Genomic DNA, 12176 nt, shown 5'->3' with positions numbered 1-12176 from the left:
GTTCAGATTTTTCTGTGGGAAATTTCCTGCGCGACTTTAGAACCAGAAAATCAGAGCTGAAGAATCAGGGTCTTCAGCGGCGGTTGTTGATCCTGCGAAGGGAAGTCGGCACCCGGCGTCATCACACTCCACTCACGTACCGGGCGCCCGGCTTTCTCGGCGCAGCGCAGCACCTGTTCGCGCCAGTCGTCCATGCTGACTTTCGCCAGGTTGTTGCAGCAGATCAGCACGCCATTGTCGGCAGTGGTCAGCAGGGCTGGCTTGAGCAGGCTTTGATAATCACGCAGCAGATCGACCGTGCCGAACGCACTTTTGGCCCACGCGGGAGGGTCGAGCAGCACCAGATCGTATTGACGCTGTTCGAGGCGCTGATAGCTCGGCAGTTTCTGCCCGCGACGCTGACTGATCGGCAGACCGGCCAACTGGCGAATCGCCGGGAAGTAGTCGGACTGGATGAACTCCATGGTCGGCAGTTGCGGATTGAGCAAACCGTTCTCGCGCCCGACCGCCAGATTGCCCTCGGCGAAGTCCAGGTTGCATACCTCGCGGGCACCGCCGGCGGCCGCACTGAGACCGACGCCGCAGGTGTAGGCGAACAGGTTGAGCACGCTTTTGCCCTTGGCGTGAACCTTGACCCAGCCGCGGGTGTTGCGCAGGTCGAGGAACAGCAGAGGATCCTGACCGGCGTGGCGCCCGCGCACACGGTAGTTCAGGCCCCATTCGTGGCCGACCAGATCAACCAGCGCTGAGTCGTCGGCGCGGTACACGCTGTCTTCACGATCGATGCGCGAGTTGCCACGGGAGCGGTCGTTGTAAACCAGCAAGGTTTGCAATCCCAACGTTTCATTCACCGTGGCGTGCAGTTGCAGCAGGTCGGCGAGTTCCAGCGTCTGGTGGAAGCTCTGCACCATCAGTTGCGGGCCGTAGCGGTCGATAGTCAGGCCGCCGGCGCCTTCCTGGCTGCCGTGGAACAGGCGATAGCAGTCGGTGCCCTGGCGGTGCAGCTCGGCGAGCAGATCCTGGCGTTGATCGAGGGCGGCGCGCAGCGCCTGATTCAGGGAAGACATGCTTGCGCCTTGCTGGAGGGAATCGGGGCGCGGGAGTTTAGCAGTTACTGAGCTTCAGCTCAGCCCCATCCGCCGCTGGGCCCGCTGAACCGATCCATTGCGCATCGCCCAGCGCAGCATTGGCGCGCTGCGTTTGACACTGGCGCGGATCAACTGGCGTTGCAGCGGGTTCTGGCGGGCATCCAGCATGTCGCTGGCCCAGTCCGGCAGCAGGTCGATGCCGGCCTTCATCATCAGGTCGCCAAACGGCCGCGCCAGAACGCTGGGTGCCGGGGCATCGAGCAACAGGAGCAGGACTTCGCGGCTGCGCTCGTCACACAGCAACTGCGGACGCATGCGCTGCAGGTAATCGGCCACGGCCTGGCGCGATTTCGGTACATCCCGGGCACCGAGGCGTTCAGCGACCACGGCGATTTCCGCGTAGTAACGATCCTGGTCTACCGGCGACAACTGCGGGTTGCGGTAACGCAAATGGGCGGCGAGAAAATTGCTGACTTCGGCCACGTGCACCCAGGTCAGCAGATCCGGATCGCTGGCCGCATAGGGCCGGCCATCCGGCGCGGTGCCGACGACTTGCAGGTGAATGGTGCGGACTTTTTCGATCAGCCATTCGGCGTCCCGTTTCGAGCCGAACGTAGTGCCGGAGACAAACTGGCTGGTACGGCGCAAGCGGCCGAGCATGTCCTGGCGAAAGTTCGAGTGATCCCAGACGCCGGCCAGTGCCAGTGGGTGCAGGGCTTGCAGCAACAAGGCACTGATGCCGCCGATCAGCATGCTGCTGAAGTCGCCGTGCACTTGCCAACTGATCGAGTCCGGGCCGAACAGGCCGGGATCGCCCTTGGGGTTTTCCAGATCGAGCTGGCCGAGGGACAGACCGGTCAGGCTCATGAGTTGGTTTTCGATACGGCTGCGGATGAATTCCATGGCAACTCAGTGATGAAGGGCGGCGCGGCCGGTTGACCGCGCCCGTGATTCTACTGGTTAAGGCGCTTGTCGATCAGCCCCTGCACCACGCTCGGGTCAGCCAGGGTCGAGGTGTCGCCGAGGCTGTCGAGTTCGTTGCAGGCAATCTTGCGCAGGATCCGCCGCATGATCTTGCCCGAACGGGTTTTCGGCAGGGCCGGGGCCCACTGGATCAGGTCCGGTTTGGCGAAACTGCCGATCTCCTTGCTGACGTGGGCCAGCAGTTCCTTTTTCAGTTCGTCGTTGGGTTCGGCACCGTTCATGGGCGTGACGAAGGCATAGATGCCCTGGCCTTTGACGTCATGGGGATAACCGACCACGGCGGCCTCGGCAATGCTGTCGTGCAGCACCAGCGCGCTCTCGACCTCGGCGGTGCCGATGCGGTGGCCGGAGACATTGATCACGTCGTCGATGCGCCCGGTGATCCAGTAGTCGCCGTCCTCGTCGCGGCGGGCGCCGTCGCCGGTGAAGTAGTAGCCGGGGTAGGGCTTGAAGTAGGTGTCGACCATGCGTTGCGGATCGCCATAGACGCTGCGGATCTGCGCCGGCCAGCTCGACTTGATCGCCAGCACGCCGCTGCCGGCGCCTTTGATTTCCTTGCCATGCTCGTCGAGCAGCACCGGTTGCACGCCGAACATCGGTTGGGTGGCGCAGCCCGGTTTTATCCGCTGGGCGCTGACCAGCGGGCTGAGCATGATGCCGCCGGTTTCGGTCTGCCACCAGGTATCGACAATCGGACAACGCTGTTCGCCTACGACGTTGAAATACCATTCCCACGCTTCCGGGTTGATCGGCTCACCGACGCTGCCGAGCAATCTGAGGCTCTGTCGCGACGTTTCCTGCAAGGGACCTGCTCCTTCGCGCATCAGTGCGCGCAGGGCCGTGGGGGCGGTGTAGAAGATGTTGACCTTGTGTTTGTCGATCACCTGCCAGAACCGCGACGTGCTTGGGTAGCTTGGTACGCCTTCGAAGATCAGCGTCGTCGCGCCGTTGGCCAGCGGGCCATAGACGATGTAACTGTGGCCGGTGACCCAGCCGACGTCGGCGGTGCACCAGAACACTTCGCCTTCGCGGTAGTCGAGGACGTACTTGAAGGTCATCGCCGCTTGCAGCAGGTAACCGCCGGTGGTGTGCAGCACTCCCTTGGGTTTGCCGGTGCTGCCGGAGGTGTAGAGGATGAACAGCGGATCTTCGGCGTCCATCGGTTCCGGAGGGCAATCGTCGCTGACGTCGCGCACCGCCTGGTGATACCAGAGGTCGCGGCCTTCGACCCAGTCGATCTTGTTCTGGGTGCGCTCGACTACCACGACGGTGCTGACGTCCGGGCAACTCAACAGGGCCTTGTCGACATTCTGTTTCAGCGGCACGAACTTGCCACCGCGCACGCCTTCATCTGCAGTGATCACGGTGCGGCAGTCGGCGTCGAGAATGCGGTCGCGCAACGAGTCCGGGGAGAAACCGCCAAACACCACCGAGTGAATCGCGCCGATCCGCGTGCAGGCGAGCATGGCATAGGCCGCTTCGGGGATCATCGGCATGTAGATGCACACCCGGTCGCCTTTCTTCACGCCACGGCTTTTCAGCACGTTGGCCAGGCGGCAGACGTGGTGATGGAGTTTGTTGTAGGTGATTTGCGTCGATTCGGCAGGGTCGTCACCTTCCCAGAGGATGGCGATCTGATCGCCGCGCTTTTCCAGGTGACGGTCGATGCAGTTGTAGCTGACGTTCAGTTTCGCCCCGGCAAACCAGGAAGCCTCGCCGGTCTTCAGGTCATAGCGCTGGACGGTCTGCCACGGTGTGCTCCAGTCGAGGAAGCGCGTGGCCTGTTCGGCCCAGAAGGTGCTGGGGTGTTCAATGGATTCGCGGTACAGGCGATGGTAGTCGTCCTGACTCAACTGGGCAGCCCGGCGGACGGCATCGGCTTTGGGGAACGTGCTGATATCGAACATGACGGTTCCTTATTCTTGTTATGCGACAAGGATAAAGATGCGCCGAGAGCGGGGAGGGTTCAAGACCCGTAAACAAACACCCCCTCATGGCGAGGGGGTGTGTTCAGTGCAGGATCAGCCGCGGTGACGGCCGCGGAAGTAGTTGATCAGGCCCTGGGTGGAAGCATCTTCGGCGGCGGTTTCTTCGCTGCCGACCAGGCGGTTGTAGACGCCCTTGCCCAGTTCCTTGCCCAGTTCCACGCCCCACTGGTCGAAGGCGTTGATGCCCCAGACCACGCTTTGCACGAAGACTTTGTGTTCGTACATCGCCACCAGTGCGCCGAGACGACGCGGGCTGATGCGCTCGACCACGATGGTGTTGCTCGGACGGTTGCCCGGGATCACCTTGTGCGGTGCCAGTTTGTGCACTTCGGCTTCGCTCATGCCCTTGTCGCGCAGTTCGGCTTCGGCTTCCGGCAGGGTCTTGCCGAGCATCAGTGCCTGACTCTGGGACAGGCAGTTGGCGTACAGCCACTGATGGTGGTCGGACACCGGGTTGAAGCTGACGATCGGCACGATGAAGTCGGCCGGGATCAGTTGGGTGCCTTGGTGCAGCAACTGGTGGTAAGCATGCTGACCGTTGCAACCTACGCCACCCCAGATCACCGGACCGGTATCGGTCGACACCGGGGTGCCGTCCTGACGCACGCTCTTGCCGTTGGATTCCATGTCCAGCTGTTGCAAGTGCTTGGTGATGTTACGCAGGTAGTGGTCGTACGGCAGGATCGCGTGACTCTGCGCGCCCCAGAAGTTGCCGTACCACACACCGAGCAGGGCCAGCAGCACCGGCATGTTCTGTTCGAACGGCGCGCTCTGGAAATGCTGGTCCATGGTGTAGGCACCGGACAGCAGTTCCTTGAAGTTGGACATGCCGATGGCCAGGGCGATTGGCAGACCGATGGCCGACCACAGCGAATAACGACCGCCGACCCAGTCCCACATCGGGAAGATGTTTTCTTCGCGGATACCGAAGGCCACGGCTGCCGCGTTGTTGCTCGATACGGCGATGAAGTGACGATACAGCTCGGCTTCCGAACCGCCCTGAGCCAGGTACCAGGCGCGCGCGGCCTGGGCGTTTTTCAGGGTTTCGAGGGTGTTGAACGACTTCGAAGAAACGATGAACAGCGTGGTCTCTGCGCGCAGTTTTTGCGTCAGCTCGTGGAATTCGCTGCCGTCGATGTTTGCCAGGTAATGGCAACGCACGCCTTTCTGGGCGTAGGACAGCAGGGCTTCGGAGACCAGCTCAGGGCCGAGGAACGAACCACCGATGCCGATGTTCACCACGTCAGTGATCGGCTTCTCGGTGTAACCGCGCCACAGACCGTCGTGGATACGGCCCACGAGATCGGTGATCTGGTTCAGCACCTTGTGTACTTCAGGCATCACGTTGACGCCGTTGACCGACAGCTTGTCGCCGACCGGGCGACGCAGGGCGGTGTGCAGCGCCGGGCGGCCTTCGGAGGAGTTGACGATTTCGCCGTCGAACAGCGCCTTGATCGCGCCCTTGAGATCGACTTCATTGGCCAGGCCCACCAGCAGGTTGCGGGTCTCGGCGTTGATCAGATTCTTCGAATAGTCGAGAAACAGTCCGCAGCTGCTGAGGGTGAACTGATTGAAGCGCTGCGGATCGGCGTTGAAGGCTTCGCGCATGCTGAAATCCTGCATGGCTTGGCGGTGGTCTTTCAACGCTTGCCAGGCAGGCAGAGCGGTAACGTCATGAGGAGTGCGGTAGTACGCCATCGCTGCGGTTTTCCTTTTTACTTGAACGGCCTTTTGAACACTGAAAAGACCTCCCCGCCATGTTTGGGCGAGGGGGCAACTGCGTCGACACGATTACACGGGCGCAGGGCGAATACAGTAAACCTAGCGCTGCGATCTGTCTTGGCTTCTTCTGACCTGTTACCTGTACTTTTTTAACATCGATAACAGCAGACGCCGACAGACGGCGGGTAATACGAGCAAGTCCCTGCTTTTCGCGCGCAGTGGATCGGCGGGCAGTTTGCCCGATGGTCTGGTGGTCAGCAATACGGTTTGGAAGAGGAGGTGACACGAATGTGAGAGCGAGCAGGCTCACTCTCACATTCTGATATTGCGGTGCTCAGGCGGGGGTATCGAGATTCAGGTGCAGGTTGTCGATCAACCGGGTAGTGCCGAGGAACGCAGCCACCAGAATCACCAGGTCACGATCTTCCGCCGTCGCCGGACGCAGGGTCAGGGCGTGGCGGATTTCCAGGTAGTCCGGACGCAGGCCGGCGGCTTCCAGCTGTTGCCGCTGTGCCTGGATCAGGGCCGGGAAGTCGCGCTCGCCCTGCTTGATCGACTCGGCGATGCTGCTCAGGGCGCGATAGACCACGGGCGCCACGGCACGTTGTTCCTCGCTGAGGAAACCGTTGCGCGACGACAGCGCCAAGCCGTCGGCGGCACGCACGGTCGGCTCGCCAATGATCTGGATCGGCATGTTCAGGTCATGCACCAGCGCACGGATCACCGCCAGTTGCTGGTAGTCCTTCTGACCGAAGATCGCCAGATCCGGCTGAACCATGTTGAACAGTTTGCTGACCACGGTCGCCACGCCTTCGAAGTGCCCCGGACGGCTGGCGCCGCACAGGCCTTCGGACAAGTGCGGCACGCTGACCCGGGTCTGGCCGGCCATGCCGTCGGGGTACATCTCTTCGACGGTCGGGGCGAACAGCAGGGAGCAGCCGGCGTCCAGCAGTTTTTCCTGATCCGCCGCCAGGGTGCGCGGGTATTTGTCGAGGTCTTCGCCGGCGCCGAATTGCAGCGGGTTGACGAAAATGCTCGCGACCACGAAGTCCACTCGCTGCCTGGCCTTGGTGATCAGTGCGATGTGGCCGCTGTGCAGGTTGCCCATGGTCGGCACGAAGCCGATGCGCTTGCCTTCGCTGCGGGCGCGCGCCACGGCAGCGCGCAGTTCACGTACGGTTTTAACGGTGTTCATGCAGAGAATCCGTGTTCGATCCCAGGGAAAGTGGCGGCTTTGACTTCGCTGACGTACGCCTTCAATGCGGACTGGATGCTGTCCTGACCCTGCATGAAGTTCTTCACGAATTTCGGTACGCGGCCGCTGATCGACAGGCCGAGCATGTCGTGCAGCACCAGGACCTGACCGTCGGTGTCGGCGCCGGCGCCGATGCCGATCACCGGGATTTTTACTGCGCTGGTGATTTCGGCAGCCAGTTCGCTCGGCACGCATTCCAGCAGCAACATGGCCGCGCCGGCCTGCTCCAGGGAGATCGCGTCGGCGCGCATCTGGCGTGCCTGGTTTTCGTTGCGACCCTGCACTTTATAGCCACCGAGAATGTTCACGGCTTGCGGGGTCAGGCCCATGTGGGCGCAGACCGGAACGCCGCGTTCGGCCAGCAGGCGGATCGACTCCGCCAGCCACAGCGCGCCTTCGACCTTGACCATGTGTGCGCCGGCCTGCATCAGCATGGCGCTGTTGGTCATGGTTTGTTCAAGGGTGGCGTTGGCCATGAAAGGCAGGTCGGCCAGGATCAGGGCGTCGGTGTTGCCGCGCTTGACGCTGGCGGTGTGGTAGGCCATTTCCGCAATGGTCACCGGCAGGGTGCTGTCGTGACCTTGCAGGACCATGCCGAGGGAGTCGCCCACCAGCAGCACTTCGACACCGGCCTCGTTGCAGGCGTGGGCGAAGGTCGCGTCATAGCAGGTCAGCATGGTGATCTTTTCACCTTTCTGCTTGAGGCTCTGGAGCGTGGTCAGGGTGATGGCTGGCATGTAAGAAATCCTCGTTCAGGCGCTTTGGAAACTACTGCGAGTAACGCGCGTGATTCGTCATCTACTCAGGCGCACGCTCTTTTGTCGTGCTTATAAGGCCTGGATTGCGCCCTTGTATGCCGGGTTGGCGGCAGCGGGACGCCTATAGTCGTGATGAGGCCTCAGGAAGTCAATTGCATGTGTTACCGCATTGTTACGACGGGAGTGTTACCGGCGTTACTGATGCGATTCAGCGGGCCGGCGGGCCTGATCTGCGGAGTTTTTGTCCTACAAGAACGCAAAATGCGGGAGCCAGTTTGCTCCCGCATCGGCGGTTTGGGTCAGGCGTGGGCGAGGCGCTCGAGGCCGACGAACGGGCAGGCTGCGAGAAGATCGGCAAGGGTGCGGCCATCAGCCAGGCGCAGATCTTCGGGGGCCAGTTCGGCCAGGGGATACAGAACGAAGGCGCGTTCCTGCATGTGGTAATGCGGGACTTTGAGGCGCGGCTCGTCGATCAGCCGGTCACCGAACAACAGAATGTCCAGGTCCAGCGTGCGCGGGCCCCAGCGCTCCAGGCGTTCGCGGCCCTGACCGTTTTCGATGGCTTGCAGGGCATCGAGCAGGTCCAGCGGGGCGAGTGTGCTGTCGAGCGCCGCGACCGCGTTGGTGTAACGCGGTTGGCCCGGCAGCAACGAATCGCTCTGGTAAAAGGCCGAGACGCCGACCAGTGCGCTGTCTGGCAATTGCCCCAGCGCGTCGACCGCGCTGCGCAGTTGTTCGGCGGGGTCAGCCAGATTGCTGCCCATGCCGATATAGATGCGTTCCATGCCTTATTCGCCCGTGGCGCTCGGTGCGCCGGCGCGTTTGCGCTTGGAACCGCTGCTGCGGCGACGCTTGCGCGGAGCACCGCTGGCGCCGTCTTCCTTGCCGCTGAGGTCGCGGATCATGTCGCGGCGCTCGCTGTCATTGGCGTCCTGATAATCGGTCCACCATTCGCCCAGGCCATCGGTCTGCTCGCCGGCGCTTTCACGCAGCAGCAGGAAGTCGTAGCCGGCGCGGAAGCGCGGATTGTCCAGCAACAGGTCGGCGCGTTTGCCGCTGCGGCGCGGCAGGCGTTCCTGCATGTCCCAGATCTCGCGGATCGGCATGGTGAAGCGTTTTGGAATCGCAATGCGCTGGCACTGTTCGGCGATCAGCTCGTGGGCGGCTTCCTGCATCGCCGGAATCGGCGGCATGCCACGCTCTTGCAGACGCAACACGCGGGCCGGCAGGGCAGGCCACAGCAATGCGGCAAACAGGAATGCCGGGGTCACCGGTTTGTTCTGCTTGATCCGCAGATCGGTGTTGGTCAGCGCTTCGCTGATCAGCGTGTGGGTGTATTCCGGGTTGTATTCCAGCGCATCGGCACTGGCCGGGAACAACGGCGTGAACAGTTGCAGGTCGACCAGCATTTCGAAGGTGATGGCGCCATGTCCGGAGAGGAACAGCTTGAGCACTTCCTCGAACAGCCGGGCCGACGGAATCTCGCGCAGCATCGGCGCCAGTTCGCGGATCGGCTGGACGGTGTGCTTTTCGATGCCGAAGTTGAGCTTGGCGGCGAAACGCACGGCTCGCAGCATCCGCACCGGGTCTTCCTGGTAACGCTGCTTCGGGTCGCCGATCAGGCGGATCAGATGATTGCGGATGTCGTGCACGCCGTTGGCGTAATCGAGAATGCGCTCGCTGACCGGATCGTAATACAGGGCGTTGATGGTGAAGTCGCGGCGTTGCGCGTCTTCTTCCAGCGTGCCGTAGACGTTGTCGCGCAGAATGCGCCCGCTCTCGTTGCGCGAAGACTGGTTGCTGTCTTCGTCATCTTCGTTTTGCGGGTGATTGGCGCGGAAGGTCGCGACCTCGATGATTTCGCGACCGAAATGGATGTGCACCAGCTTGAAGCGGCGGCCGATGATCCGCGCATTGCGGAATTCGGCGCGGACCTGCTCGGGGGTAGCGCTGGTGGCAACGTCAAAGTCTTTGGGCGTGATGCCCAGCAGCATGTCGCGCACGCAACCGCCGACCAGATAAGCCTGGTAACCGGCGCCTTGCAGACGTTCGACGATATTGACCGCGTAACGGCTGAATTGGCCCTTTTGCAGCGAATGTTGGCCGCTGTTGAGGACTTCAGGCGTGCTACGGATGTGTTGAGTACGACGAACGGGAGTTCGGAATGACTGGAACAACTTCTTCAGCATGGGATGCACTGTTTGAAGGAATGTTCGGCCAGACCAAAGAATGACCGCATGATGGGCCGGGATTCTAGCATTTAGTCGAGTGATGGTGTAGGACGCAGGCATTTTGCGCTGCAAGCCGCAGGCTAAAGGCGTCGAAAAGGATGAGTGAGGGGGATTTTGCTGCGGGGGAGAAACTACAAGGGGAGCCGAAGCTCCCCAAGAAGTAGTTGCGTGCTCTTTTTATTATTGATTCGGGCTTCTTGTTTTTGTTGAGTGCCCTCGCCATGAAGCTTTTCCTTCATGACCCTCCCAATCGGGAGCCAAGAGCAAACGGATTGCTTTGGTCGCTGAATTGCAGTGATCTCTCGATCCAACCAGTACAGGCTCTGTCTTAAGACAGTTTTTGTTGTTCTCGGCCTGGTCGTGGGGCAAGCCCCAAATACAACGCCTCTCCAAAAGAATCAGTTAGCTGCGCCTCTCGCCGTCTTGTTTTTATTGTGCGTGAGTCGATTCGTCTTATTTTTATTGTCTTGTGCATTGCTTGTTATTGTTCTTGTACCAAACATATAGCAGGTGCCGTGCCAACTTTTGCGAACCCCAATAAAACAAGGGGTTAGGTCGATATAACCGTTTTCGCAGGGCGAAAAAAAGCCGGGGTTTCGTTACCGATAACCCCGGCTTCTGTTACGTGAAAAGACTGAGGTAACAGTTTTTTCACATCCTCAACCGTTACCCGCACACTCGACAGGTAACGTTCAGCTCTCGCTGGCGACCCCGGTCTTGCGCCTTGGAATGCCCAGACGCTGACGGCGCTCCCACAGGCATTTGCGGCTGACGCCCAGTTTGCGCGCCAGTTCGGTCTCGGTCATGTGGTCCTGATGCTCGAGCACGAAATGCTGGAAGTAATCTTCCAGCGACAGATCTTCGGTCGGCTCGTGGCTGCTGTTGCTGGCGTTACCGGCCGGTTGCGCCGGCAGACCGATGAACTCATCGTCCTCCAGGTCACCCAGCTCGATGTCGATGCCCAGCAGGTCGGCAGAGATTTCCGGGCTTTCGCTCAGAATCACGGCGCGCTCGACGGCGTTTTCCAGCTCCCGCACGTTGCCCGGCCAGGAATAGTGCCGGATGGCCTGTTCGGCATCGGCGGCAAATTTCAGGTCGGTGCGGTTGATGCGTGCGCTCTGGCGAGCGAGGAACGCATTGGCGATTTCGTTGACGTCGGCGCCACGCTCGCGCAGGGCCGGCAGTTTCAACGCGATCACGTGGAGGCGGTAGTACAAGTCCTCACGGAACTGGCCGATTTTCGCCAGGCTCTTGAGGTCGCGGTGGGTTGCGGCGATCAGTCGGACATCGACCTTCTGCGATTGGACCGAGCCAACCCGGCGAATTTCGCCTTCCTGCAATACGCGCAGCAGGCGGGCCTGTGCTTCCAGTGGCAATTCGCCGATCTCGTCGAGGAACAGCGTGCCGCCGTCCGCCGCTTCCACCAGGCCGGCGCGACCGGCGCTGGCACCGGTGAACGCGCCTTTCTCGTGACCGAACAGTTCCGACTCGATCAGGCTTTCCGGAATGGCGGCGCAGTTCACCGAGATCATCGGTGCCTTGGCGCGTTTCGACAGGTTGTGCAGGGCGCGGGCCACCAGTTCTTTACCGGTGCCGGACTCACCCTGGATCAATACATTGGAATCCGTCGGGGCGACTTTACGGATCTTGCCGTAAAGGTCCTGCATGGGTGGGCAGGAGCCGATGATGCCGATCTCGCCATTGCTGTTGTCGACGGCGGATTTGCCGTTACCGTTGGCAGTTTTGCCGGTAACAACTTCGCCGGCAGCCGGCGCCGACTGGCGATCACGCAGGATCCGCGCGACAGCTTGAAGCATCTCGTCGTGGTCGAAAGGCTTGGCGATGTAGTCCACCGCGCCCATCTTCATCGAGTCGACCGCCGAGCGCAGGCTGGCGTAGCTGGTCATGATCAGCACCGGCGTGCCCTGGCCGAGCTTGATCAGCTCGGTGCCCGGAGCACCCGGCAGGCGCAGGTCGCTGACGATCAGATCGAAAGTGGGAATACTGAAGCGTTCTTGTGCTTCCTGCACTGAACCGGCTTCGCTGACCTGGTACTGGTTGCGTTCCAGCAGGCGGCGCAAGGCGGAGCGGATAATGGTTTCGTCTTCGACGATCAAAATGTGCGGCATTGATTCGATACTCTCGACGGT

Annotated in this window: 9 protein-coding genes; all 9 read right to left on the bottom strand. The window is 61.4% G+C overall.

Features of this window, described 5'->3' with window-relative positions; genetic code table 11:
* Window positions 1-50 precede the first annotated feature (50 nt).
* Complete coding sequence (locus AC07N4_RS24105; protein WP_493066716.1) at window positions 51-1067, bottom strand: class I SAM-dependent rRNA methyltransferase; 1017 nt, start codon at window positions 1065-1067, stop codon at window positions 51-53.
* Between the two features lie 54 nt (window positions 1068-1121).
* Complete coding sequence (locus AC07N4_RS24100) at window positions 1122-1991, bottom strand: oxygenase MpaB family protein (protein ID WP_493066717.1); 870 nt, start codon at window positions 1989-1991, stop codon at window positions 1122-1124.
* A gap of 50 nt (window positions 1992-2041) precedes the next feature.
* Complete coding sequence (gene acs, locus AC07N4_RS24095) at window positions 2042-3979, bottom strand: acetate--CoA ligase (protein ID WP_493066718.1); 1938 nt, start codon at window positions 3977-3979, stop codon at window positions 2042-2044.
* A 114-nt stretch (window positions 3980-4093) separates the two neighbouring features.
* Window positions 4094-5758 (bottom strand): glucose-6-phosphate isomerase, encoded by a 1665-nt coding sequence (pgi, locus tag AC07N4_RS24090; protein WP_192559014.1) that lies wholly within the window; start codon window positions 5756-5758, stop codon window positions 4094-4096.
* 358 nt (window positions 5759-6116) lie between these two features.
* Complete coding sequence (panC, locus tag AC07N4_RS24085; RefSeq protein WP_102621082.1) at window positions 6117-6977, bottom strand: pantoate--beta-alanine ligase; 861 nt, start codon at window positions 6975-6977, stop codon at window positions 6117-6119.
* A complete protein-coding gene (gene panB, locus AC07N4_RS24080; RefSeq protein ID WP_096820903.1) occupies window positions 6974-7774 on the bottom strand; it encodes a 3-methyl-2-oxobutanoate hydroxymethyltransferase in 801 nt (266 codons plus the stop codon). The genes panC and panB overlap by 4 nt, the downstream gene beginning before the upstream one ends.
* 320 nt (window positions 7775-8094) lie before the next feature.
* Entirely contained in the window at window positions 8095-8580 is a 486-nt protein-coding gene (gene folK / locus AC07N4_RS24075) for a 2-amino-4-hydroxy-6-hydroxymethyldihydropteridine diphosphokinase (protein ID WP_493066719.1), read from the bottom strand.
* Between the two features lie 3 nt (window positions 8581-8583).
* The gene (locus AC07N4_RS24070) at window positions 8584-9984 is read right to left on the bottom strand and encodes a polynucleotide adenylyltransferase PcnB (RefSeq protein WP_493066720.1); all 1401 of its coding nucleotides are present in this window, start codon (window positions 9982-9984) and stop codon (window positions 8584-8586) included.
* A 734-nt stretch (window positions 9985-10718) separates the two neighbouring features.
* Window positions 10719-12155, bottom strand: coding sequence for a sigma-54-dependent transcriptional regulator (locus AC07N4_RS24065; protein ID WP_096820907.1), 1437 nt, complete (start codon window positions 12153-12155; stop codon window positions 10719-10721).
* Between the last annotated feature and the right edge of the window lie 21 nt (window positions 12156-12176).

The organism is Pseudomonas sp. GW821-FHT09E04 (genome assembly GCF_059416185.1).
The sequence above is the reverse complement of the archived record's forward strand: the minus strand, read 5'-3'. Positions and strand labels throughout refer to the sequence as shown.

Excerpts from the sequence above, each read along its gene's own strand:
- AC07N4_RS24105 (WP_493066716.1), bottom strand. The coding sequence starts at position 1,067 with ATGTCTTCCCTGAATCAGGCGCTGCGCGCCGCCCTCGATCAACGCCAG.
- AC07N4_RS24100 (WP_493066717.1), bottom strand. The coding sequence starts at position 1,991 with ATGGAATTCATCCGCAGCCGTATCGAAAACCAACTCATGAGCCTGACC.
- acs (WP_493066718.1), bottom strand. The coding sequence starts at position 3,979 with ATGTTCGATATCAGCACGTTCCCCAAAGCCGATGCCGTCCGCCGGGCT.
- pgi (WP_192559014.1), bottom strand. The coding sequence starts at position 5,758 with ATGGCGTACTACCGCACTCCTCATGACGTTACCGCTCTGCCTGCCTGG.
- panC (WP_102621082.1), bottom strand. The coding sequence starts at position 6,977 with ATGAACACCGTTAAAACCGTACGTGAACTGCGCGCTGCCGTGGCGCGC.
- panB (WP_096820903.1), bottom strand. The coding sequence starts at position 7,774 with ATGCCAGCCATCACCCTGACCACGCTCCAGAGCCTCAAGCAGAAAGGT.
- folK (WP_493066719.1), bottom strand. The coding sequence starts at position 8,580 with ATGGAACGCATCTATATCGGCATGGGCAGCAATCTGGCTGACCCCGCC.
- AC07N4_RS24070 (WP_493066720.1), bottom strand. The coding sequence starts at position 9,984 with ATGCTGAAGAAGTTGTTCCAGTCATTCCGAACTCCCGTTCGTCGTACT.
- AC07N4_RS24065 (WP_096820907.1), bottom strand. The coding sequence starts at position 12,155 with ATGCCGCACATTTTGATCGTCGAAGACGAAACCATTATCCGCTCCGCC.